Origin of the sequence: Bacillus cereus group sp. MG16 (assembly GCF_040459875.1) — a bacterium.
In the GTDB taxonomy this organism is placed as follows: Bacteria; Bacillota; Bacilli; order Bacillales; family Bacillaceae_G; genus Bacillus_A; species Bacillus_A paranthracis.
The window spans coordinates 5138128-5163414 of sequence record NZ_JARVHE010000001.1; the positions used below are offsets into that span (position 1 = coordinate 5138128).

Consider the following 25287-nt stretch of genomic DNA (forward strand, 5'->3'; position numbering starts at 1 on the left):
ATGAGTTTAACAAGTTTAAAAGACTATACAACATTACATAACGGTGTAAAAATGCCTTGGTTCGGCTTAGGTGTTTTTAAAGTAGAAGATGGTTCAGAAGTAATTGAGTCTGTGAAAGCAGCAATTAAAAATGGCTACCGCAGTATAGATACTGCAGCAATTTATCAAAATGAAGAAGGCGTTGGCCAAGCAATCCGTGAATCAGGTGTTTCACGTGAAGAATTATTTATTACATCAAAAGTATGGAATAGCGATCAAGGGTATGAAACAACACTTCAAGCATTTGAAACTACATTAGAAAAATTAGGACTAGAGTATTTAGATTTATATTTAGTACATTGGCCTGTAAAAGGGAAATATACTGAATCATGGAAAGCGTTAGAAAAACTTTATAAAGACGGCCGTGTTCGTGCAATTGGCGTGAGTAATTTCCATATTCACCACTTACAAGACGTATTTGAAATTGCTGAAATTAAACCAATGGTCAATCAAGTGGAATACCACCCACGTCTAGCACAAGAAGAGTTGCACGCTTTCTGTAAAGAACATAATATCCAGCTTGAAGCTTGGTCACCGTTAATGCAAGGACAACTACTAGATAATCCAACGTTGCAAGAAATTGCGACAAAATATAATAAATCAACTGCGCAAATTATTTTACGCTGGGATTTACAAAACGAAGTTGTAACAATTCCTAAATCAATTAAAGAACATCGTATTATTGAAAATGCAAACATCTTCGACTTTGAATTAAGTGCTGATGATATGAAAGCAATTCAAGCTTTAAATGAAGATCGTCGCGTTGGTCCAGATCCAGATAACTTTAACTTCTAGTAGAAAAACCACTGCCATATGCAGTGGTTTTCCATTTAAGAAAACCGAAAATTTAAACTATATTTCATTCAGTTGACACTTCATCATCCAAGGTGTAAGATTTTGAATTATCAAAGAAACACAAAAATTAATAAAGTTTATTCGTTTACTCATTGTATCAAGAGAGGTGGAGGGACTGGCCCTTTGAAACCTCGGCAGCAGGTTCATTTTTGAATACTGTGCCACTTCCTGCAAGCTTTATAGCTTGAAAGATAGAATGAGGGACTTCGTTTATATACGGGTGCATAACTTGTACGTAAAAATCCCTCTTTCTCAATATGAAAAGAGGGATTTTTTATTTTTCATTTCCCTCATCATCATCCAAACTTAATTATTTAGGAGGAAAATCAAATGAAAAAAAAGTTTGTACCCGGTATTGCATCAGTTGTAGGAGTAAGTATTTTATTAACTGGTTGCGGTAGTTATAAAAACGAAGCAAGCGGAGCAAATGCAAAAGACGAGGCGCCTAGTAAACAGGTTTTAAACTTATCTTCACCTACCGAAATACGAACAATGGATACAGCTCGTGCTACAGATACTGATTCTGGTCAAGTAATGAGAAATGTATTTGAAGGTTTGTATAACCTTGGTGAAGGTAATAAACCTGTCCCTGGTGTTGCAAAATCTCATGAAGTAAGTGGCGATAAAACGAAATACACATTCCACCTGCGAGATTCAAAATGGTCAAACGGTACTCCTGTTACAGCGAAAGATTTTGTCTTCGCTTGGCAAAGAGCTGTCGATCCAGCAACAGCCTCTGAATATGCATTTCTATTCTTTGATATTAAAAATGCAACAAAAATTAACAACAAAGAACTTCCAGCCGACCAACTTGGTGTAAAAGCAGTTGATGACCATACATTTGAGGTAGAATTAGAACGCCCTGTTCCATATTTTATTAGCTTAACAGCGTTCCCAACATTTCTACCAATTAACGAGGAATTCTTTAAAAAACAAGGTGATAAGTACGCTTTAGAAGACAATACAATCTTGTACAACGGCGCTTTTACACTAAGCGATTGGAAGCATGAACAAAGCTTTAAATTCAAGAAAAACCCTACCTATTGGGATAAAGATACTGTCAAACTAGAGGAAATCAATTTTAACGTCGTAAAAGAAAAATCAACAGAAGTAAACCTATTCGAATCAAAACAATTAGACCGTATAAAATTAACATCCGACTTCGTTGATAAATATAAAAAAGATGCGAACTTTAAAGAACGCCCGAACGTAGGCGTACAATTTTTACGTATGAACCAACAAAACAAAGTACTACAAAACGTGTCTGCACGCCAAGCAATCGATCAAACAATTGATCGAAAATCCTTTGTAAATACGTTATTAAATGATGGCTCTACACCAACCTTTGGTCTCGTTCCAAAAAACTTTGCAAAAGGGCCTGATGGAAAAGACTTCCGTACTATAAACGGAGATTTAACCAAAGTTGATACAAAATCTGCACAAGAGTTATGGAAAAAGGCGAAACAAGAGCTTGGTTCTGAAAAGATAACATTAGAATTATTAACAAGTGATGCTGACCTTGATAAGAAAACTGGTGAGTTCTTAAAAGGACAACTAGAAAAGAATTTAGATGGATTAACAGTAAATGTGAAACCACAACCACGTAAACAACAAGTTTCACTTTTATTAAAAGGTGACTATGAAATTGGTATTGACGGCTGGAGCCCTGACTTTGCTGATCCAATTACATTCCTTGAATTGTTTACAACGAATAACCCTTACAACTTGGATCATTACTCTAATAAGGAGTTCGATGAAACAATTGAAAAAGTGAAAACGACTTTAGCTGGTGATGAAAAAGCTCGCTGGGAAGCATTACTAGCATCTGAGAAAATATTATTTAAAGACTCTGTTATCGCTCCCCTTTACCAAAAAGGCGAATCTTATTTAGAACGTTCTTATGTGAAAGGAATTGTGCAAGTAGACTTTGCAGGCCAATTAAACTTCAAATGGGCACAAATTGAAAAATAAAGTGAAACTTTAATCAGCCCCAACCAATCGGGCTTTTACGGGCAGTTGATCTCCCACCTAACTTCTTTGCTTCCGCTGAATTTTGAGGTGAGGGTCTTACTGCCCGTTAATGCGGGATAAAAGGCAAGCTGAATCGATGTTTTTCTATCTACAGTAATTATTTTATTGAAAAAATGTATTAAAAGCGGATTCTCAATAAGAGGAAATCCGCTTTTTTAATATATTATTTTAAAAAATTAATGCTCAACTTTTTATTATTGACATATAGTTCTCTCCAGTGTTAATATTCTAAATAATCAAAGAAACGAAATATTTCACCATCATAATATAACGTCTACTACGTCGAAGCATATAATGATAAATTATAGTTCAACATGTATATACATATAGAACACCTGATTACCTACATGTACATATTTATAATAGGTTTTCTCTTCTTCTATAGATACACTTCAAAACATGGACATTATGACGTTACGAACAACACATTTAGGGAGGAACGAACAATGAAGAAAAAAGTTGTACCTGTTGTTGCATCTGTTTTAGGGGCAAGTCTATTACTAACTGCTTGCGGGGGAAATAAAGATAACGCAAGCGGAGCGAAAGCAAATGATAAAGCACCTGATAAACAGGCAATTAACTTATCATTTGCTTCAGAAATTCCAACAATGGATGTTGCAAAAGCAACGGATGGGGAATCCATGAACGTAATGCGTAATGTTTTTGAAGGGTTATATGCAATGGGAGAAGATAATAAACCGATTCCTGGTGTCGCTGAGTCGGTTGACGTTAGTCCCGATAAAACGAAATATACATTCCATCTGCGTGATTCAAAATGGTCAAACGGTACTCCTGTTACAGCAAAAGACTTTGTCTTCGCTTGGCAACGTGCCGTAAACCCTGATACAGCAGCTGAATATGCATTCTTATTCTTCGATATAACGAATGCGAAACAAATAAACCAAAAACAATTGCCGATTGATCAACTAGGGGTCAAAGCTATTGATGACAAAACATTAGAAGTACAACTAGATCGTCCTGTTCCCTACTTCTTAAGTTTAACGACATTCTCAACATTCTTACCAATTAATGAAGAGTACTTAAAGTCTCAAGGCGATAAATACGGTTTAGAAACAAATCATTTAATTTACAACGGTGCCTTCACATTAGATAACTGGAAACACGAGCAAAGCTTCCAACTGAAGAAGAATCCTAACTATTGGGATGCTAAAACGGTGAAATTAGAAGAAATCAACTTCAATGTCGTTAAAGATAAGTCTACAGAAGTTAATTTATATGATTCAGGACAAATTGATCGCGTTGCTTTAACTGCGGAGTTTGTTGATAAATATAAGGGCGATCCAAACTTCAAAGAACGCGCTGAAGTTGGCATTCAATTTTTACGACTCAATCAAAAAAATGAAACATTAAAAAATCAACATGCACGCCTTGCTATTAACGGAGCAATGAATAAGAAAGCATATGTAGAAACAATTTTAAATAACGGCGCTGTTGCAGCTGAAGGAATGGTTCCTGCGAAATTCGCAAAAAGTCCTGATGGCAACGACTTCCGTAAAGAAAATGGAAATCTAGTGAAAGATGATGTGAAAACAGCGAAAGAAAACTGGAAAAAAGCGAAGCAAGAACTTGGTACTGATAAAGTAACAATTGAACTCTTAACAAGTGATAATGCTTTAGCTAAAAAGACTGGTGAATATTTAAAAGGTGAACTAGAAAAGAACTTAGATGGATTAACAGTGAATTTAAAACCACAACCACGTAAACAACAGTTAAAACTACTGTTAAGTGGTGACTATGAAATCGGTATTGATGGCTGGGCCCTGACTTCGCTGATCCAATTACATTCTTAGATTTATTTACAACAGATAGTGCTTACAACTTCGATAAATACTCTAACAAAGAGTACGATGAGCTAATTCATAAAGTAAAAACAGATTTAGCTGGTGATGAAAAAGCTCGCTGGGAAGCAATGAAGCAAGCTGAAAAAATTCTATTACAAGACGGTGCTGTCGCTCCTTTATACCAACAAGGTCGTTCTTACTTACAACGCTCTTTCATTAAAGGACTTGTAACAACTGACTTCGGTGGTGAGTTTAACTACAAGTGGACAGAAGTTGCAAAATAATAAGTGCTAATAAAAAGGTATCCCACCGAGGATACCTTTTTATTTTATGCTTCTTTAACTACAGAGCTTCTTCTTCCCTTTACCATTCCTTTTATAGCTAAAGTCATCACTGCTACTGATTGTGTAACCAATACAATAATTAATAACGAAATAATATTTCTCTCTAAATTAACTCCTCCAAATATTATTGTATAATAGCCATTCGCTGCATATGTTGCAGGAAATAATCCGCCGATTGTTTGATATGTTTTAGAAAGCATCTCATGCGGTACGATTACACCCGAACTTACAAGTTGTAACGATAGTGAGATAATATTAAAAATCATACCTGCGTTTCCAAACACAGTTAGAAACATTTGTGTTAATGAAAGAAATGCAAAGAAAACTATCGCTTGAAATATCCATACACTCCATACCGTTTCGTGCATTTCGATTTGGAACCCTTTCATTAAACCAATTGTAATACATGCAAGTAAAATTGATACTGTACCGTTTATGATTTGTCTTGATAAGAAATTAATCCAACCGCCCTTTACTTCTTTTGCAACTTTTGATAGTTCCATACTCATAATCATTGCTCCTACAAATGAAGCTAATACGATCATTAGCGGTACCATATTCACTGAAAATCCTTTTGCATCATTTACTTTATGAACTGTAAAACCAATTGAATCTTCAGTTAACCCTTTTATCACTTCTACATTCTCAGGTCCTACAGCTTGTAGCTTTCCAACAATCGCTTGTTTCTTATAATTTGCTATCTCTTTATTTACATTATCTCGAATTTGTTTTGCAGCTCCTTCCATCATTTGCTTTGCCATCATGGCATTCGCTTGATTAATATAGAAGTGTAAATTTGTCTTTCCTGTTCCATTTATATCTTTTGAAAAAGAAGCAGGAATTTCAATAATCATATCGTACACATGGTCATTCATTTCTTTGTTTGCTTTTTCTACAGACCGTTCTGCTTTCACTTGAAATGGTAAATTTCTCTGTAAGCCTTCTGCTATTTTACTACCTATATTGACATCTTCATTCACAATAGCGATACGCATTTGATCTGCTCTTTCATTCACTCCATCATACGCTGTTAACCACACGCAAAAGAAAATAAGTTGGAATGATAATGCCACTACCATTCCTACATACGTACCAGGTCGTTTTAAAAATTGTTTTAATGATTCCATCTTCTCACTCTCCTATCTAGCAAGCAAGTACATGCTTGCATTTTATTTTAAATAAATACTAGGGTCTTAATGCCCTAGCATATAAAACAATATTATTTTCAATAAATTTCTCATCATCAACTTCTGTCAGGCGATCTGCAAAACGTAATTTAGATAAGAAATATCCAAAATTAATCCAGATAAAGTTCATTACTTGCGCTTCAATATTCGTATCAATAATGTTTCCTTTTTCCTGCATTTTTGCAAAATAGATACTTAATTCTTCTTTTAGTCCTTGTGGTATTTTAGCAATTTCCCCGTCTAATTCAGGAAATTCTCCAGCCTCACGTATACCAATAGCAATAATATCTTTTACCCCATCTAAAAAATTATGATAATGCCTTGCTAAATTTTTTAAATCCGTTTCTAATTCCCACACAATTTCTGTTTGTAAAAACTGTTTTAAATGCGGTACATATGAAAATTCAGCAACCGCCGCTTCAATAACACCCTTCTTACTTTTAAAATTGCGGAATATCGTTACTTCATTAACACCAGCACGCATTGCAATTTCTTTCGTTGTCGCTGCTGTATATCCTTTTTCTTTCACTAGTTCTATCGCTGCTTGAATAATTTTTTCTGCTGTCTTTGAGCGCGCCATAAAATCCTCTCTTCTTCATGCAAGTGATCACTTACATTTAGATTATATAACTTTTCTAACAATTGTCAACAATCCTCTTCCCCTTCTTTTTGCATTGAACTAAAACTCATCATAAATATAAACAAAAACATTAAATATGTTCTCCATGTCAAAGAAGGTGTATGCCCTGACCAAAGATAGCTAACTAAATAATTAATTCCCATAATACAAGACGATATTACTAAACTAATACTTATTAGTTTTACATATTTGAGCATATCTTTTCTCCTTGCTTTTTATTTTTCTAATTCTTCAAATTGTAGATTCACTGGTTCTTCTAAAAGTGTTTCATAAAAGTTCTCTGCCAAATCTGTTGTAGGAATTTTTTCATCTACTTCATCAAATCGAATACTATCTAGCCACACACAACCTTCTCCTGATAATAAAACACCAAATGCAATACCAAGCGCTCCTTCTTTTATATCTAATACAACCGAGTACGATTGCCAATTATTCGTATTTTTAATGGGACGATTTTGCATATTATCCATAGCAAGCGGTTCTGTCTCTTTTCCGTCTACTCGCATCCACAATCCTGCCCAATCTCTTACATTTTCACTCTTAACAAATGCTGTAAAACGTAATCTCTTCCCTACATATTTATCTGCTCGGAACATTTGCATTAATGTTGAAAATCCTCCGTGCGTAACATTCTCTTTTGCTTTTATGTATGCAGATACTTTCCCTTGATGGACAACTTCATAATCTAAACCCATCTCATATTCAGCAGGATGACTTCCACTTAAGATCCATCCTTTCGGTATACCTTTTTGCATTGAAACACCCTCTCTTTCTATATAAAATGACTGGAAGTACTTTCGATATTTCTTTGGTGGCAATTGAAACATTCTTTTAAAAGCTCTCGTAAATGCCTCCTGTGAGGAAAAACCATATTGCATTGCAATATCAATAACTGCTCTTTCAGTCGATACTAAAGTCTGCGCAGCATGAGTTAACCTTCTCTTTCGAATATAATCCGTTACACTCATCCCAACATATCTTTGAAAGATACGATGAAAATGGTACATCGATACTGCACTGTGAGATGCCACTCTTTCTGTTGTAAGCTCCTCATGTAAGTGATTCTCTATATATTCAATTGATTTTTTTATTATCTCTTTATACTCTTCATGCATTTTAGTCCCTCCCTCACAACTTCAATTTACCATATACATACAAATCTTTTTTGATTTAAATTGCGGATTAGCCATTGTGACTACAGAATAATAATTTATTTTCAACACATACATAATTACATGTTTTTGGGAAAAACTTGTATAGAACGAATTTACATAAGGAGGAATTTATAATGAGAATTCTACTATCAGTTTTATTAGCTCTTATGCTAGTACCTGCATTAACAGGATGTAAAGCTCCTGCAAAAGAAGATACAACTTCTAATAAAAAGACGACTGAAGAAGCAAAAAACGAGGCTCCTGCAGATTTAAAACTAAACTTCAATGAATTCGATTTAAAGGCAGACTACCAAGATACAAAGAAAGACTACGAAGCAGACTATAAAAATGTAGCAGCTGACAAGAAAATGGAAGCAAAAATTGAAGATCATAAAGCAGATGTAAAATTAACAGGAGACGAGGCTATCACAAAATTAAGCCCACTTCTACAAGAATTAAAATTTGATAAAGATACTCCTGACCAAGAAGTAATCGATCAAGTAGTGAACGTGTTCAAACTTGATAAAGACTATCAAAAATTTGATTTAGAAGTTGTCTTCTCTGATGGAACGAAAAAAGAATATAAGAGAGAAATAAAATAAAGAAGTAGGCAGTTGCCTACTTCTTTATTTTTGCATATCTTAAATCTGGTTTAGATCCAACATAATATTGAAGTCCAGATACCGTTTGTTTTTGTAAATAGGAATCCGACGGGAATATAATTGGAATTAATGGTGAATCTGTAAACATAATATCTTCCGCTTTATGCAATAAGTCAAAACGCTTATCTTCATTTTGTTCAACTTCTGCTTCCTTCACTAAAGCATCAAATTCTTTATTATGCCATTTTGCATAATTGTTTGGACCATCACCTGCATATAAATCTAATTTAGTAATTGGGTCTAATAGAGAACCGCCCCATCCCATATAAGCTAATTGGAAATCACTTTGCTTATATGTGTCGATGTAACTCTTCCACTCTTTATTTTCTAATTTAATATCTACGCCAAGATTTTTCTTAAACATTTCTTGCATTGCTTCTGCTACTTTTTTATGTTGTGTATCTGTAGTGAACTTTAATGTTACTTCAGGTAATGTAGACCAGCCTTGTTCTTTCATGCCTTCTTCTAATAATTTTTTCGCTTCTGCTGGATCAAATTTAACGTAACCACCTTTTTCTTTACGGAAATCACGCCCACTTTGTGTTTTTGCTCCTTCTGGAACGAATGCATTTGCTTCTTGTGCATTGTTTTTATACAGTTTTTCAACAATAAACTTACGATCAACTGCTAACGAGAATGCTTTACGTACCTTTGCATTTGTGAACGGCTCTTTTTCTACGTTAAACGAATAAATATAAGATGAGAATCCTGCAACACGCTTGTATTCTTTATTTCCTTTTTCTTTCTCAATCATCTCTTGTGGTAAACCACTTAGTACATCTAATTCTTTTGATTTGTATAATTGGTACGCTGTTTTAGAATCTGGAATAATACGAAACTCAATTTCTTTTAATGTTACCTTTTTATCATAGTATTCTTTATTTTTTTGTACTGTAATAGCCTGATTATGCTTCCATTCTTTTAATGTGAATGGTCCGTTCGTAATTAACTCTTTTGGATCTGTTTTTAATTTATTATTATCATCAATTGATTTTTTAGATAATGGAATGAATAATGAGCTTGCTAACTTTTGTTTAATAGAAGACACTGGGTGCTCAAGTGTTACCTTTAATGTTTGAGGATCAATGACTTGAATGCCAACTTGTCCTTCTTCACCTTTTCCAGTATTGTATGCCTCTGCCCCTTTAATAAAATACATTTCTGTCGCATTCATAGAACCCGTTTTCGGATTTAATAATCGCTTCCATGCAAATTCAAAATCATTTGCTGTAATAGCAGAACCATCTGACCATTTAATATCTTTCTTTAAATGAATTGTATACTCAGTTCCATCAGCATTTACTTCTTCTTTCTCTGCTAATTCATTTTGATATTTACCATCACTATCTTGCGTATATAAGCTTGAGAATAAATGTCCAATTACATAACCTGAAGTACTATCTGTCGCGATAGCGGAATCAAGTGTATATGGATCGCTACCAATATTCGTTACTAATCGATCTCCTTCTCCCTTACCAGCACTCGCCTTTTGCGTCTCTTTCTTACCGCAAGCGACAGAAGTAATTGCTAAAACAGTCATAATGACAAACAGTAAAAACTTCTTCATCCTACATTCTCCTTTAACCTGAAATTTTTGGTGTTGATGCCAATAGTGTTTTTGTATAAGAATGTTGTGGATTACGGAATACTTCGTCCGTATTTCCAAATTCAACAAGTTCTCCTTTGTATAAGACAGCTACTTTTTCACATAAATAGTGAACCATCGGTAAATCGTGCGCGATGAATAAATATGTATAACCTTGTTCTTTTTGGATTTTTTGCAGCAGATGTACAATTTGAATTTGCAATGAAACATCTAATGCTGAAATTGGTTCATCAAGAATTAATACTTCTGGCTCACACAATAACGCTCTTGCAATAGCAATTCGTTGACGTTGTCCTCCGCTAAATTCGTGCGGATAGCGATCAATATATCGTCTATCTAATCCCACACGTTCTAGCGCATCACCTGCTACTTTATCCTTTAATCCTTTATCACCTAAACTGAATGAAATATAACCTTCCGTTACGCTATCGCGTACTTTCCAGCGCGGATTTAATGCTGCTGTGGAATCTTGAAAAATAAACTGTACTTTCTGTAAGAAATCACGTTTATGAGCTGCCTTCAACTTGTGAACGACTTGACCGTTATAATCAATTTCACCAGACGTTGGGCTCTCAATCCCAGCTATGAGCTTACCAAGTGTTGTTTTTCCTGAACCACTTTCTCCAATAATGCCAAGCGTTGTGCCTTTCGGGATCGCAAGTGATATGTCTTTTAACGCTGCGATTTCTTTATTTTTACTTCCATACGTTTTCGTTACTTGCTTTACAGTAATTAAATCTGTCGTCATGAGGCATTCACCTTCTCTTTTGATTTCGCTTTATTATGCTCCAGAACATGTTGCCAGCAATGTGAACTATGCTCCTTGGAATATGTTGTTCTCTCTGGGAAACGATGAATACATTCTTTTATCGCTACTGGACAACGATTTACAAAAGGACAACCAAAGCTATTTAACGTCTCAATGGAAGGTGTCGTCCCTTCTATTGCACGTAATACTTTTTCGGAATCGTCCATATTGGGAATTGCTTGTAATAAGCTTTTTGTGTATGGATGTTTAGGAGAACCTATCACTTCCTCTATCGTTCCTTTTTCAACAACACGTCCTCCATACATCACAACTACTCGATCCGCTACTTCACGTACAAGTGCTAAATCGTGCGTAATTAGTAAAATACTCGTATTTTGCTTTTCCTTTCTTTCCTTTAATAACTCCATAATTTGCTTTTGAATTGTTACATCTAATGCTGTCGTAGGTTCATCCGCAATAACGAGTTTTGGGTGGCAAGCAAATGCGATTGCTAAACAAATACGTTGCCTCATGCCTCCGCTTAATTGATGTGGGTACTGTTCAAAGCGTTTCTCTGCTTCATGTATCCCTAAATCATTTAATAAGTTAATCGCAATTTCTTTTGCTTCTTTTTTCGATTTCTTTTCGTGTTGCAAAATCACCTCTGTAATTTGCCTTCCCACCCTCATCGTCGGATTTAAAGATGAAAGTGGATCTTGAAAGATAAAAGCAATATCTTTCCCACGAATTTGATTCCATTCTGATTCTTGTAGATTCGTTAATTCCTCTGATTCAAAAGATATATTTCCATCATCAATATGAATTGATTCTTGATTTAAGCCGATAATAGATTGTGCTGTAACACTTTTCCCTGAGCCACTTTCTCCTACAAGTGCAACAATTTCACCTTCGTTAATAGAAAAGGAAACATGTTTCACAATTGCTTGTTTACTATTCTCTTTTTCAACGGCTAACGTTACGTTTTCTAAAGATAAGAGCTGTCCCATGCTTTTTCTCCTTTCTATTCTGTTTTACGATTTTTGGATCAATTGCATCTTGTAAACCATCACCAATCGCATTAAATGCGAACATAATAAGCGCAATCATGATTGCTGGGAAGAATAGCTGCCACCATTCCCCGCTTAGTAATGTCCCAAGTGCATCATTCGTCATCGTCCCCCAGCTTGCTGCCGGTGATTGCACTCCTAGTCCGATAAAGCTTAAAAATGATTCTGAAAAAATAGCTGCTGGAATTGTAAATGATAAATTTACGATAATAATGCCTGTTAAGTTCGGAATTAAATGCCCGTATATAATTTTCATATGTGATGTACCTAATCGCTCCGCTGCAATAACAAACTCTCTTTGTTTTAAAGATAAAACTTGCGCCCTAACGAGACGTGCCATACCAATCCATCCTGTTAATGCAAGGGCGATGATAATGGTAAAAAGACCTGGTTTCATAACAATTAATAGTAAAATAACAATTAATAAATATGGGATACCGTATAACACTTCGATTCCTCGTATAATCCACTCATCAATTAATGTCCCAAGGCGATTGCGCCCTCTCACATATCCACTAAACCCTCCGATTAGCACACCAAGTCCTATATCAAGAGCAGCTGCCACTAATCCAACTGTTAATGAAATTTTCCCGCCGGCCCAAGTACGTGCCCATATATCTCTTCCCAAATCATCTGTTCCGAACCAATGCTCACTACTAGGTGGTAAGTTTGTTGCCTCTTTTACTTGTTCACTCGCAGTAAATGGCGTTAAACTTTCACCAACAAGTGAGAAAACAATAATGAGTAATAACGTCACTGATCCTAAAACTGCGATTGGATTCGATACAAACTTACGAAACACTTCTTTCTTTCGGCTAATCTTTTGCTGATCTTTATTTATTGTTAATTCTTTTTTCTCTTCATTTGTTAATAACTGGTCATTAATTTCATAAGCCCCCATCTAAACATCTCCCTCCTTACGTAATAGAACGAATACGTGGATCAACAATACGATGAATAATATCTGTAATAAAAATACATACAATTAAAAGTGCACTATAAAAAATGGTTGTTCCCATAATCACTGGATAATCTCGATTAAAAATACTATCTACAAAATATTTTCCGAGACCAGGAATTGAAAAAATCTTTTCAATAACGAAAGTACCTGTTAAAAGTCCCGCCATTAATGGTCCAACAAATGTAAGTACCGGAACAATTGCATTTCGAAGAGCATGTCTTATAATAATCTTCTTAATCGGTATACCTTTCGCTCTCGCTAACTTAATATAATCACTCTGCAGTACTTCGATCATATTAGAGCGAACAAATCTTGTAATCACTGCGATTGGTCCTAACGCTAATGCAAAGGATGGCAATACCGTATGTTCAAATGTACCCCAAGAAGCTACTGGTAAGAGCTCGAATTGAATAGCGAATACTTGTATAAATAGTGGTGCTAAAATAAAGCTCGGAATAGAAATACCGAGGATGGCAAGTAAACTTACACCGTAATCAATTACCTTCCCATGATAGAGAGCAGCAAATGTACCCGCAGCAATTCCGACTAGCAATGAAATAATAAGTGCTTGTAAACCAATAATTGCTGATGGACCAAAACCAGTTGTTATAATTTCTGATACACCTTGCCCGGTTGATTGAACAGATTCACCAAAATCAAAATGAACTACGCCGTCTAAATAAGCAACATATTGCTTCCATAACGGTTCATCAAGGTGATACTTCGCTCTCATGTTTTGGATCACTTCTTCAGGAAAGATTTTTGCATCTGATGAAAATGGATCCCCCGGAATAATATGCATAATTAGAAATGTCACCGTCGTAATAACCCATAGCGTGAACACCATAACTGATAATTTTTTAATTACATACACTTCAATAACCCCCTAAACACATATATTTACTTAGTTTTATGAACGTACTTTTTCCATTACTCCCTTTTCTCTTTTTAGAATACAAAAAGCCTTGATCTTAAAAAATAAGATCAAGGCTTAATAAACAAAGGCCCATCACTTATCTTTCAAGACTTGCTTGCTGGAATTAGCACGGTGTTCCTATTACAGAACCCGCTGCTGAGGTGTCATAGGGCCAGTCCCTCTACCTCTCTGGATAAGTAAATTGCTATATTATTATTTGGTTCAAATTGTATATTTCGAATTATAATTCTGAAAAAATGAAAAGTCAATCAAATTGGATATATTTAGAAAAATCAGTTTTTAATAGTGTATTTATCTAAATTACAGTTTTTCGCCTATAATAAAAAAAAACGATATGAAAGGAATTATATGATGGATCCCTTACTTCTAGCAACTATAGGATTACCATTAACAATCGTTATACTTGTTATCATTGGATTTTATAAGCTTTTCATTAAAAAGAAAAGCATTACCTCTTTTTACACCCCCTTTGATAATATTACCGGGCAAACTATTTCCGAATTTCACGAAGAACAGAAGATATTAGTATCCGAGGATGAAGATGGAGATGGCAAGAAGAAAAAATAACCTTGCATAGGCAAGGTTATTTTTTCGTTTCTGCTTGAAAACGTTTATAGTATGTCGATGCTGTTGCAAAATTAATTTCTATATCACGAATCAACGATGAATCTTCTTCTTTAGCTAACTTCTGTAATTTTTTCATTGCTTGTTCCGATTCATTCAAGAAACCGACATATACCTCATGTTCTTGCTCTTTCGACTTCGGAACACGAATTTCTTTTCGTATATGATCAATATCTTCTAACATGCTCGTTGTTACCTTTTGCACATCTTCTTTATATGTAGCAGTCGTTATTTCCTTACCGCCCTTTTCTTTTGCCACTTCAAATAACTGCAGTGCATTATTAATTTCTTTATTCATTTTCAAATCGTATTTTTCATGTACTGCACGGTATTCTTTCATTTCTTCTGTTTGTTCTGTAGATTGCTCTACCTTTTCTTTCGGTTCTTTCGTATCCTTATTTCCATTACATCCTGCTAGAAGGATCATACTTCCCATTACAGCAATACCCAAAACCTTCTTCATCTCTTCTTCTCCTTTTATCTACAGCTACTACTCATTATAGTTTCTTTTATCTCCACTTGTTATTATACCGAGAACATCCTACTTTTTACACTTAAGACGACATCGTAATATATATACCAACATGTTTGTCACAGTATCGTCACTTTATACAAATAACTTTTGCACTGCTTTACTACAGCACCTTACAAAACTATATGAGGTATTTCAAAGAAATGAAAAAAGAACTGATTCAAATATTCCCTTTGAATCAGTTCTTTTTTGTTAAGCCTCTAAATTTTGTCTTGCTTGCAGTTCAAACTGCTTTTCACTTCTTCTAGCCATAAATAAATAGCATAGTACCGCACCAATTTCACAAAGAGCTATTACAACACCCATCGGTAATGCGGTATTACTTCCACCAATGCCTACTAGAGGTGCAACAAGCGCTCCTGAAATGAACTGTAATAAGCCTAATAAAGCTGATGCTGTTCCTGCAGCTTGTTTTTGATTTCTCATCGCTAATGAGAACCCAGTTGTTGAGACAACCCCAACACTTGATACGACAAGGAATAACGAGCATAAAACACCAATTAACCCTATTCCTAGCAAGATTGTCAGTAGTAAAGATAAACCACCAACAGCTGCAATAATGATACCAGAGACAAATAATGTCTTCTCATTCACTTTCCCCGCTAAACGACCCGTAACCTGACTAGCAATAATAATACCGATACCGTTGATTGCAAAGAATAAACTAAATTGCTGTGGTGATGCCCCGTATATATTTTGCAATACAAATGGTGATCCCGAAATGTAAGCAAACATTGCCGCTGTTACTAATCCTTGTGACAATGCATATCCCATAAACAAACGATCCTTTAACAGTTTTCCGTACGTCGCTAACGTCCCTGACAAACCGCCTGTTTCTCTTTCTTCAGGAGGTAATGTTTCACGTAATACGAAAGTAGCTGATATTAACATAAATACACTTATTGCTCCGAGAACGATAAAGACACCGCGCCACGTTGTAAACTGTAATAATTGTCCCCCTATAATCGGTGCCAAAATAGGTGCTGCTCCGTTTACTAACATAAGTAGTGAGAAGAATTTCGTCATTTCAGAACCTGAATACATGTCACGTACCATTGCACGTGATATAACAATTCCGGCTGATCCTGAAGCTCCTTGTAGGAAGCGTAATAACACTAAAGTCCAAATAGATGGTGCAACAGCACAAAGTAAAGAAGAAGCAACATAAATAATAAGAGCAATAATAAGAGGTTTGCGTCTTCCGTAAATATCACTAATTGAGCCAACAAATAATTGTCCTACTGAAAGCCCAAGCAAACAAGCTGTTAATGTAAGCTGTGCTAGAGATGCACCCGTTTGCAAGTCATCCGTTAACTTCGGTAACGAAGGCAAATACATATCAATAGATAACGGCCCAATTGCCGTAAGTGTTCCTAATACAAGAATCATCCATAACCTGTTCATCTTTACAGGCTTATATATTTCCTGATTAACTTCATTCACTTTTTCCGTTCACCCTTTCCTATAACATACTAAATCGTAACAATTATAGTTACAACATAAACATACGTCAAGTATAGCTCATTTTCCTGTTTAATTCTGTAAAAAAAGCGATAGAATTTCTATCGCTTTACTTGTTCAAATTACTATTTGTAAATTTAGATACGGAAGACATCGCCTCTCCTGTATCTAAATATGTGATTTGAATTGGATCTCCCACTTCTGTAAACATAGCATATGGGAATTTCTTCACAGGTATCATAAATACTTTTTGTTCATTCTCTAACAGTACGTACACGATTGTATTTTCACCTGATTTTTCTTTATATACACGTTGTACAGTGCCTTCTTTTTGCGCCTCTTTTCCATTTGAAGTCGGTCTAAATGAATCTCCGCTTCCACTCAGCGCATTTTTATAATTCTCAAGCGCTTCTTTTTGCGTCGAACCTGTTGCAAATATTTTCGCATTAGAAGCATAGATAACCGTATGGGCACGTACTAACCCTCCATCATCAATAACAGGTACAATCCAAGAAGGTTTACCATACACGTTATAAATAACCGGCATCGTTCCATGCCACTTTTCTCTCTTAAAGGAATTATCCACGACTTCCGAAGCAGCTGAACCATCCATAATTCCCTTTACTTCTTTTCCGTTATAGTAATACAACTTACCTGTACGTGCATCAATAAGTGAGTAACCTAACGCAGAATCTACTCCTTCTTTCGGAGAAGTAAAATCAGTAAAGTAATATAGTGTTCCATCCTTACCGAAAATCGGTGTAACTCCTTCTTTCATTCCCCACTCAGTCGGGATCTTCATATCAGTTTGCGAGAATTTTGTATTCCAAAATCCGTGAATATATTTACCGAAGTACGTATTTAACGTAGATGCAGTCTCGTGATTTAATACGCCATCAACAAATTTAGGTGCCTTTCCTTTATCGTATCTTTTCACTTCGCCTGTTTGTGCATCTACTACTACAACGCCCTCTACCTCAAATCCAGATCTTCCTGAAATAAATTCACCGTACGTCATTGTATAATACGGTTTCCCTTTATCATCCACTTCAAATTTAGGTTTTCCTTTAAAGATTAAATTTGGTTCTGCTTGCCTTACCACACGCTCTAAATTATTTCCGAAAAACATGCTTGGCACGTATTTCATTTTATAACCAAGGTGCAGCTTTGCTTCTGCATCAGGATTCGTACCTGACATCGTGACGTACCCTGGAATTGTCTCAGCTTTACGTGCTTTAAAAAATCCTGAAACTTCAATCGGTGCTACATATAAAGCCTCGCCATTTACCATTTGTGGCGTTAATTCTCCTAGCTCAAAATAAGCTACTTTCGGAATATCCCCAAATACTTTTTTCATCTTATTCTCCGCTGTCTTTGGCGGCACTGTAAATGGCTGATCATTTTCAGTAAATGGCTCTGAAATATCTTTCTCTACCTTTACAACAGAATCATATTTCTTTTGCGAGATTACTATATCGTGCAAATAACCAAAGTAGCCGTAACTTGCAAGTAAAACAAGCATTAGAAGTCCTTTTAACGTACCTTCTAATTTACCTATTTGATCTTGGGAAAATAAAACAAGCCCAATTAAAATCGCTACTGCAACAGAATAATGAGTAAGAATTGAATCTGCTCGATCATCAATTAGCCAAAAATATTCATAGATTGCAATACCTATCCAAAATAAAACTGGAATAACTAAAATAGATGATTTCTTACCCTTTACAACCTTCTCATCCCCTTTCTTATCCACTGCTCGAAGTTTACTACCGCTTCTTCTTGTCCATGGAATCAAAAACAAAGTGAGAATAGCTAAAATTAAAAATTTCATCAAAGGCAATGTCCCCTTTTCTTTTGTCTTCCTCTTTAGTATAACAAATAAAGGTTATTCAGGTAAAAATGGGAATTGTTATATTTTTTTACTACTTAATACAACTCTGCTCACTACATATAAGATAGATGCAATATAAAAAATCGTGCCGATCGTAAAGAAATCTACTAAATATCCTGTTGCAATAATTGCTACCGCTCCTCCAATCGATGTCCACACATGATATTTTCCAATCTCATAACCAGCATTTTCTTGTACAACTTTTCGTGCTAACGAAGTCTTCTCCGTATTACGCTGCACAGCCCCTAAAATACCCATTAAAATTTGAAGAATGTATACATGCCATACTTCTGTTGCAATAGGAAAACAAAGCATTAATATTGCCATAGACCAGGCGTATATAATTAGTAACTTTCTATCACCTACTCTATCAGAGATTCTTCCAACTAACGGATATACTAGAGCTGAAGTTAAGGCAAATAAGCCATATGCCCAGCCAAACTGTGAGAAGCTATTTCCAACATTCCGAAGCAATAGAATGTAAAAAGGAAATACCATACTTCCAGCCATCATAATCATGCTTTGTGAAGCTACAAATCTTCTATATGTCATTTCGTATACTCCCTATAAAATAAATTCACAAATCTCTCTTTTGGATCCACTTCTTTTTTCTTCTGAAGAAACTCTTCTATACGAGGATATGCTCTCCTTAACTGTTCTTTCGATGGATAAGAATAATACGGTAAATAATAACTACCGTTATGCTTTAACGTAACATCAATCATCTTCTGAATAACATCCTCTGTTTTCTTTATCTCATTTTCAGAACGCCCTTGATTAATTAAAAGAACCAGTGCAAACATATCATCTTTCGCATAGGATAAAACTGCATTTTCATTCTTTTCCACGTAACGAATCGTAATATTGAGCAAATTAAACTCTTCTTCATTTAATACGTTACGTAAATCATCTATGTATTCCGTGAAAGAATCTATAGGCACAAAATATTCTTGTAACACCTCTGTCCTATTCGGATTTTCATATTCCATAAAGGCACTATCTGACCTCATAACATTATTTCGCGTCTCATACTTTCCATCTGTACGTTCGAAATAACTTCTTTGTATATCCCAGAATGTATTTTTTCCCCAATCACTATAGCGTGATAATCCAAGTAAAAATTTAGGCGCTGCTATAATAGTTTCTTCTTTTAATTCACTATACTCCTCCCTCATATTTTGGTTTTGTGCCAATGTATAATCTGTCACATACATTTCTCTTAAAAATGAATTTGGAGCAACAGAAATACGAGCTAAGTGCATACGAACATTAGCATCTTTTTTCACTTTTTCTTTGAAATAAGACGTGTATTCTTTATAATCTAGCATTTTCGTGTGCGTTTCATATAATTCATCATTTGTTAACTTTAAGGTCACATCTAAAATGACACCAAATAACCCGTAACCGCCAATGACATAAGGAAATAAATCTGCATTCTCTTCTCTACTTACATTACGCACCGTACCATCCGCCATTAGTAATCTAAACGACTCTACTGTATCAATCAATGCTTCATGACGAATATCACGACCATGTACATTTACACTTAATGAACCGCCAACCGTAAAAATATTTTGAGATTGCATAACTTGAACTGCAAGACCATATGGATTTATTTTCTTCTGAATATCATTCCACGTGACACCACTTTGAACTGTAATGCGCTTCTTCTCTGGATCAAATTCTAATATTTTATTATACCCTTTCATATCAAGCATCGTACCATGTGGATAATACGTCTGCCCGCCCTGACTATGTTGCATACCAGCAATAGAAATCTTCTCTCCAGAAACATTCGCATCTTGCACTAATTTTATTAACGATTGCTCATCAGTAGCACTTTCAACACGTTTTATTTTTGTCGGAAGCAATTTACCTACATCACTCATAATAGGATGATCGAGTTGTTTTTTATATGTATGTACAGACGTTGCAAGCAACACTGTATATGCTACAATGGCCACTACTATCTTTCTTTTTTTCAAATGACACTCTCCTTGTTTGAATTTCTTTCACTACATATTGTACCTATTTTTCTAAGAAGAAAATATGTTAGTAACGAAAAAAGAGAGATGCCCTTACTTTTTTGGGCATCTCTCTACAAATCAATCAATTCGTTGCTGGTAACTGTATTGGATCAAATTTTTCATACGATGTATATTTTATATCCGTCATAAAATGTGCTTTCTCCTTACTATTTCTACTCACAACTATATCCATTCTCAATGACTCATATTTAAAATCTTTTGTAATCATATATTCTGCATCTATCTCTTCTACCTTTGCATTTTGTGCTTCTAATGCTTTCTTCTGCGTTTCACCTATACTACCTAAAATACTCTCTGCATCTTTTCCTTTTAACCTGAGCTTTAATTTATATTTGTCTCCGCTTTTTTCTATCTTCATTTTTTGTACAATTTCTGGCGGGATTTCTACATTCTCTTTCACACTCTTGGCTGCATTCATCCCACTAATATTTAATTTCTCCTCTGGTATAGATATAACTTCACCCGTATTAGGATTCTTCACTTGACCAACAATTTTATCATTTACACCATAAATGATAATATCAGTACCCGAAACATTCATTTCAGCACGAGAACTCTTTGTTTTTGGCTCTATTTGTATTTTAGCCTTCACTATACTCAGTTCTTGTCCGTCAGCCTTTATGTCCATATTCTGCATCAACGTTACATACTCTTCATTTTTTAAGTTTTCATACGCCTTATTAAAAACATCCTTTGCGGCTAATTCCTTCTCTTTCTTTACTGATGCCGTTTTGGGTCCATCAGTCTTTGATACTTTATCACTACTACACCCTACCCCTAAACCAATTGTAAGTAACAAACTAGAAGCTATCATGATTTTCTTCATATAAATCCCCCTTTACCAAATAATACCACCAATTTTTCTTTTAAATCCATATGATTTTCAATTTCATTATTTAACATGTTTGGTGAAAATTTTAAATAGGATATAAATAACAACAACTAAATTCAGGAGGTCATTATGAAAGCAATTATTTGCACACAGTATGGACCACCTAACGTTCTTCAGCTTCAAAATATAGAGAAACCTATACCTAAAAAGAACGAAGTATTAGTTAAAATTCACGCAACAAGTGTATCGACTGGAGATTGTAGAATACGCGGATTTAATAGCCCTCTATTATTTTGGATTCCTATGCGACTTATATTAGGACTTAGAAAACCGAGAAACCCTATACTTGGCGTAGAATTAGCAGGAGAGATAGAGGATATCGGGACAGATGTAACTCAATTTAAAAACGGGGATCAAATTTTTGCATTAACAGAACTCAATCTTGGTGGTTATGCCGAATACACATGCGTGCATGAAAGTGGATTAATAACATTAAAACCTACCAATGTAACGTATGAAGAAGCGGCAGTTATTCCTTTTGGTGGAACTTCAGCGTTGCATTTTCTGAGAAAAGGCCGGATAAAAAAGGGGCAACAAGTTCTCATATATGGTGCCTCTGGATCAGTAGGAACAGCTGCCATACAACTCGCTAAATATTTTGGTACGACCGTTACGGCTGTTTGTAGTAATTCAAATTTTGAACTCGTTCAATCTTTAGGGGCTGATAAAGTAATTGATTATACGAAAGAAGATTTTACTAAGGGGTGCGAGCGCTACGATATTATATTTGATGCAGTTGGGAAGTATAAAAAATCCCTTTGTACAAATACATTAACACCCAATGGAAAATATGTATCTGTGAATGGAATGATGGCAAAGGTAAGTAAAGAGGATATGATTCTACTAAAAAAACTAACTGAAACAGAACATTTAAAGCCTGTTATTGATAGAACTTACCGATTAGAAGAAATTGCTGAAGCTCATATGTATGTGGAAAAAGGGCATAAAAAAGGAAACGTTTCGATTACCTTAAAATAAAATATATTCAGAAAATAACATTGACAATTCCTGTTGTAAGTTTTACTATTAGTACTACATTCAAAAAACTACATACACATACTCTTATCAAGAGTGGCGGAGGGACTGGCCCGATGATGCCCGGCAACCGAGCTTATAACGTATAAGCTAAGGTGCTAATTCCTGCAAAACGAGTTCTCGTTTTGGAAGATAAGAGAGGAATCTATTTTGTCTATTCGGCACCTCTCTTATTTTTGAGAGGTGCTTTTTATTTTGGAACGTATATTTAAGGGGGAATTATAGATGAAGAAAGTATTATTAAGCATTGTAAGTGGGGCTGTATTATTATTAAGCGCATGTAGCGGGAGTTCAGATAAAGAAGTAAAAGCGTTAGATGAGAAAAAGATTACTGTCGGTGTAACAGGAGGGCCACATGAACAAATTTTTGAAAAGGTAAAAGAAGTAGCAGCGAAAGACGGTCTCGAAATTGATATAAAAGTATTTAATGATTATGTAGCACCGAACGTATCCCTCGATGAAAAAAGCCTTGATGTAAATAGCTATCAAACAAAATCATATTTAGACGTATTTAAAGCTGAACGTAATATGAAATTAACCGAAGTATTTTCAACAGTAACATTCCCTATGGGCGTATATTCAAAAAGCTTAAAGGATGTAAAAGAATTAAAAGAGGGCGATGCAATTGCTGTACCAAATGATCCAACGAATGAACTTCGAGCTTTAAAACTATTTGAAAAAGCAGGAGTTTTAAAAGTGGATCCAAAAGCGACAGAAAAAGCGACTGCAAAAGATGTAATTGAAAATCCAAAAAATTTAAAGATCGTTGAATTAGAGGCATCTCAATTACCAACACAACTAAGTGAAGTAAAAGCAGCTGCCATTAATACAAACTTTGCATTAGGTGCAAAATTAAGCCCTGCGAAAGATTCTATCTTCCGCGAAGGAAAAGATTCACCATATGTAAACTGGGTCGTTGTTCGTACTGAAAATAAAGATGATGCTGTTGTAAATAAATTAAAGAAAGCTTATCAATCTAAAGAAGTAAAAGAATTTATCGATAAAAAATTTGATGGTTCTGTTTTACCGTCTTGGTAGGAGCTGACGATAATGATTGAATTAAAAAATGTATCCAAAGTATTTACAACAAAAAAGGGGAACGTGGAAGCTCTTAAGTCTACTTCCCTCCAAGTAAAAAAGGGCGAAGTATTTGGAATCATTGGATATAGCGGCGCTGGCAAAAGTACATTAATTCGCTGTGTAAATTTATTAGAAAAACCAACAACAGGAAATATTATTGTAAACGAGCAAGATTTAACAACACTGTCTACAAAAGAACTAGCAAAAGCGAGACAAAAAATCGGGATGATTTTTCAAGGGTTCAATTTACTTAAAACCGTTACCGTCTATGAAAATATCGCACTACCTTTACGCCTTGCTGGCATTCCAAAAGTAGAAATTGAAAAAAGGGTAGAAAAGTATTTACGTATTGTCGATCTCTTTAATCGAAAAGACGCCTATCCAAGTGAACTTTCTGGTGGCCAGAAACAACGTGTAGCCATCGCGCGTGCACTATCACATGAACCGGAAGTGTTATTAAGTGATGAAGCAACGAGCGCTTTAGATCCAGAAACAACTGATTCTATTCTTGACCTATTATTAAAGATTAATGAGGAAATCGGGATTACAATTTTATTAATTACACATGAAATGAATGTCATCCAGCGTATATGCGACCGAGTTGCTGTTATGGAACATGGAGCAGTAGTCGAAAGTGGGACTGTGAAGGATATATTCACAAACCCACAACATGTAACAACGAAGAAATTTGTAAATAGCGCATTTGCAGCAAAAATTCCAGAAGATGTACAAAAAGAACTTCAAACTACTGGTGAAATTGTAACTCTTTCTTTTATAGGAAATTCTTCAGGAGAACCAGCATTAGCTGTCGCTACAAAACGATTCCAAGTATATCCGAATATTTTATCCGGTAATATTACTCAATTAAAACATGAAGCATACGGGAAACTTATCATTCATATGCAAGGGGAACAAAATGAAATCAACCGTGCTTTATCATTTTTACAAGAACAGGGAATCATCGTAGAAGGAGGTAGAACAGACCATGGAAAACAAGTCCTTTTTGGATGAATGGGGTAAAGTTATATGGGAGGCGACCATACAAACTTTTCAAATGACATCTATTTCATTACTCATCTCGATCCTTATTGCACTGCCACTTGGTGTCACACTTGTTTTAACGAGACCTGGTGGACAGCAAGAAAACAAAATCATTTATCCAATTCTTAATACAATTATTAATATCATTCGCTCTCTTCCATTTATCATTCTATTATTCTTCATTCTACCTTTTACAAAATTTCTAATGGGAACATCCATTGGTGTACAAGGTGTTATCGTACCGCTTGTCGTCTTCACTGCTCCCTATATCGCAAGATTGATGGAGACCGCATTATTAGAAGTCGATCGTGGTGTGATTGAAGCTTACCAAGCGATGGGCGTTTCTACTATAAAAATTATTTGGCACGTCATGATGAAAGAAGCTCGTCCCTCCCTTGTACTTGGATTAACAATTGCAACGATTGGCTTAATCGGCGCAACAGCAATGGCTGGCCTTGTAGGTGCTGGTGGGCTAGGGGACTTAGCATATCGCTTCGGACATTTACGCTATGAACCTGAAGTAATGTATGCAACTGTCTTTATTTTAATTATCCTCGTTCAAGGATTACAGTCTTTAGGGAATGGTATTGCACGAAGATTGAAGAAAGATTAAAAAAGAAGGTATCTCACCAGGGTGAGATACCTTCTTT

Annotated in this window: 23 protein-coding genes, 1 pseudogene and 3 riboswitches; of the genes and pseudogenes, 9 read left to right on the forward strand and 15 right to left on the reverse strand. The window is 35.3% G+C overall.

Annotation, left to right across the window (positions count from 1 at the left end):
• From QCI73_RS26600 to QCI73_RS26610, 3 genes and pseudogenes are all read left to right on the forward strand, one after another.
• Window positions 1–834: an aldo/keto reductase gene (locus tag QCI73_RS26600; protein ID WP_000060176.1), complete on the forward strand. Its 834-nt coding sequence runs from the start codon at window positions 1–3 to the stop codon at window positions 832–834.
• A 151-nt stretch (window positions 835–985) separates the two neighbouring features.
• A riboswitch (SAM riboswitch) is annotated at window positions 986–1092 on the forward strand.
• 132 nt (window positions 1093–1224) lie between these two features.
• Entirely contained in the window at window positions 1225–2865 is a 1641-nt protein-coding gene (locus QCI73_RS26605) for a peptide ABC transporter substrate-binding protein (RefSeq protein WP_000726476.1), read from the forward strand.
• 506 nt (window positions 2866–3371) lie between these two features.
• Window positions 3372–5011: pseudogene (locus QCI73_RS26610) on the forward strand (peptide ABC transporter substrate-binding protein).
• A 44-nt stretch (window positions 5012–5055) separates the two neighbouring features.
• On the opposite strand, the gene QCI73_RS26615 reads toward QCI73_RS26610, so the two are convergent.
• The 4 genes from QCI73_RS26615 to QCI73_RS26630 all read right to left on the reverse strand — a co-directional run bounded on the left by QCI73_RS26615 (window position 5056) and on the right by QCI73_RS26630 (window position 8013).
• Window positions 5056–6198, reverse strand: a complete 1143-nt coding sequence (locus QCI73_RS26615) for a YhgE/Pip domain-containing protein (RefSeq protein ID WP_353824051.1) — start codon at window positions 6196–6198, stop codon at window positions 5056–5058.
• Window positions 6199–6256: 58 nt separating this feature from the next.
• Window positions 6257–6838, reverse strand: a complete 582-nt coding sequence (locus QCI73_RS26620; protein WP_000124366.1) for a TetR/AcrR family transcriptional regulator — start codon at window positions 6836–6838, stop codon at window positions 6257–6259.
• A 65-nt stretch (window positions 6839–6903) separates the two neighbouring features.
• Window positions 6904–7095: a hypothetical protein gene (locus QCI73_RS26625; protein WP_163072876.1), complete on the reverse strand. Its 192-nt coding sequence runs from the start codon at window positions 7093–7095 to the stop codon at window positions 6904–6906.
• Window positions 7096–7113: 18 nt separating this feature from the next.
• Window positions 7114–8013, reverse strand: a complete 900-nt coding sequence (locus tag QCI73_RS26630) for a helix-turn-helix transcriptional regulator (protein WP_046199329.1) — start codon at window positions 8011–8013, stop codon at window positions 7114–7116.
• Window positions 8014–8186: 173 nt separating this feature from the next.
• On the opposite strand from QCI73_RS26630, the gene QCI73_RS26635 reads away from it, so the two are divergent.
• Window positions 8187–8654, forward strand: coding sequence for a YusW family protein (locus QCI73_RS26635; RefSeq protein ID WP_001221552.1), 468 nt, complete (start codon window positions 8187–8189; stop codon window positions 8652–8654).
• A 16-nt stretch (window positions 8655–8670) separates the two neighbouring features.
• Here the strand turns inward: QCI73_RS26635 and QCI73_RS26640 are convergent, their stop codons facing one another.
• From QCI73_RS26640 to QCI73_RS26660, 5 genes are read right to left on the reverse strand one after another with little or no spacing between them, the layout of a single operon-like run.
• Window positions 8671–10281, reverse strand: a complete 1611-nt coding sequence (locus QCI73_RS26640) for a peptide ABC transporter substrate-binding protein (RefSeq protein WP_074608890.1) — start codon at window positions 10279–10281, stop codon at window positions 8671–8673.
• Window positions 10282–10294: 13 nt separating this feature from the next.
• The gene (locus QCI73_RS26645; RefSeq protein WP_327923361.1) at window positions 10295–11068 is read right to left on the reverse strand and encodes an ABC transporter ATP-binding protein; all 774 of its coding nucleotides are present in this window, start codon (window positions 11066–11068) and stop codon (window positions 10295–10297) included.
• Window positions 11065–12075 carry an ABC transporter ATP-binding protein gene (locus tag QCI73_RS26650; protein WP_353824052.1) on the reverse strand — a complete coding sequence of 337 codons (1011 nt, stop codon included), beginning with the start codon at window positions 12073–12075 and terminating at the stop codon, window positions 11065–11067. The genes QCI73_RS26645 and QCI73_RS26650 overlap by 4 nt, the downstream gene beginning before the upstream one ends.
• On the reverse strand, window positions 12032–13036 hold the full coding sequence (locus QCI73_RS26655; protein WP_000501524.1) for an ABC transporter permease: 1005 nt from the start codon (window positions 13034–13036) through the stop codon (window positions 12032–12034). The genes QCI73_RS26650 and QCI73_RS26655 overlap by 44 nt, the downstream gene beginning before the upstream one ends.
• Window positions 13037–13052: 16 nt before the next feature.
• On the reverse strand, window positions 13053–13970 hold the full coding sequence (locus QCI73_RS26660; RefSeq protein WP_353824053.1) for an ABC transporter permease: 918 nt from the start codon (window positions 13968–13970) through the stop codon (window positions 13053–13055).
• A gap of 136 nt (window positions 13971–14106) precedes the next feature.
• A riboswitch (SAM riboswitch) is annotated at window positions 14107–14212 on the reverse strand.
• A 172-nt stretch (window positions 14213–14384) separates the two neighbouring features.
• Here QCI73_RS26660 and QCI73_RS26665 point away from each other — a divergent pair.
• Window positions 14385–14600, forward strand: a complete 216-nt coding sequence (locus QCI73_RS26665) for a DUF3951 domain-containing protein (protein WP_000371388.1) — start codon at window positions 14385–14387, stop codon at window positions 14598–14600.
• A 16-nt stretch (window positions 14601–14616) separates the two neighbouring features.
• Here the strand turns inward: QCI73_RS26665 and QCI73_RS26670 are convergent, their stop codons facing one another.
• From QCI73_RS26670 to QCI73_RS26695, 6 genes are all read right to left on the reverse strand, one after another.
• A complete protein-coding gene (locus QCI73_RS26670; protein WP_000756528.1) occupies window positions 14617–15120 on the reverse strand; it encodes a hypothetical protein in 504 nt (167 codons plus the stop codon).
• A 261-nt stretch (window positions 15121–15381) separates the two neighbouring features.
• Complete coding sequence (locus QCI73_RS26675; RefSeq protein ID WP_116777297.1) at window positions 15382–16593, reverse strand: multidrug effflux MFS transporter; 1212 nt, start codon at window positions 16591–16593, stop codon at window positions 15382–15384.
• Between the two features lie 166 nt (window positions 16594–16759).
• Complete coding sequence (locus tag QCI73_RS26680; protein ID WP_353824135.1) at window positions 16760–18481, reverse strand: DUF3981 domain-containing protein; 1722 nt, start codon at window positions 18479–18481, stop codon at window positions 16760–16762.
• A gap of 78 nt (window positions 18482–18559) precedes the next feature.
• Window positions 18560–19093 carry an MFS transporter gene (locus tag QCI73_RS26685; RefSeq protein WP_353824054.1) on the reverse strand — a complete coding sequence of 178 codons (534 nt, stop codon included), beginning with the start codon at window positions 19091–19093 and terminating at the stop codon, window positions 18560–18562.
• Window positions 19090–20526, reverse strand: coding sequence for an FAD-binding oxidoreductase (locus QCI73_RS26690; RefSeq protein ID WP_353824055.1), 1437 nt, complete (start codon window positions 20524–20526; stop codon window positions 19090–19092). Before QCI73_RS26690 ends, QCI73_RS26685 begins: the two co-directional genes overlap by 4 nt.
• 124 nt (window positions 20527–20650) lie before the next feature.
• Window positions 20651–21415, reverse strand: coding sequence for a DUF6612 family protein (locus QCI73_RS26695; protein ID WP_000723287.1), 765 nt, complete (start codon window positions 21413–21415; stop codon window positions 20651–20653).
• Window positions 21416–21550: 135 nt separating this feature from the next.
• On the opposite strand from QCI73_RS26695, the gene QCI73_RS26700 reads away from it, so the two are divergent.
• The 4 genes from QCI73_RS26700 to QCI73_RS26715 all read left to right on the forward strand — a co-directional run bounded on the left by QCI73_RS26700 (window position 21551) and on the right by QCI73_RS26715 (window position 25250).
• Window positions 21551–22459 carry an NAD(P)-dependent alcohol dehydrogenase gene (locus QCI73_RS26700; protein WP_353824056.1) on the forward strand — a complete coding sequence of 303 codons (909 nt, stop codon included), beginning with the start codon at window positions 21551–21553 and terminating at the stop codon, window positions 22457–22459.
• 81 nt (window positions 22460–22540) lie between these two features.
• A riboswitch (SAM riboswitch) is annotated at window positions 22541–22655 on the forward strand.
• 86 nt (window positions 22656–22741) lie between these two features.
• Window positions 22742–23554: a MetQ/NlpA family ABC transporter substrate-binding protein gene (locus tag QCI73_RS26705; protein WP_000757003.1), complete on the forward strand. Its 813-nt coding sequence runs from the start codon at window positions 22742–22744 to the stop codon at window positions 23552–23554.
• 12 nt (window positions 23555–23566) lie between these two features.
• Window positions 23567–24607: a methionine ABC transporter ATP-binding protein gene (locus QCI73_RS26710; protein ID WP_076870233.1), complete on the forward strand. Its 1041-nt coding sequence runs from the start codon at window positions 23567–23569 to the stop codon at window positions 24605–24607.
• Window positions 24582–25250 (forward strand): methionine ABC transporter permease, encoded by a 669-nt coding sequence (locus QCI73_RS26715; RefSeq protein WP_353824057.1) that lies wholly within the window; start codon window positions 24582–24584, stop codon window positions 25248–25250. The genes QCI73_RS26710 and QCI73_RS26715 overlap by 26 nt, the downstream gene beginning before the upstream one ends.
• Window positions 25251–25287 lie beyond the last annotated feature (37 nt).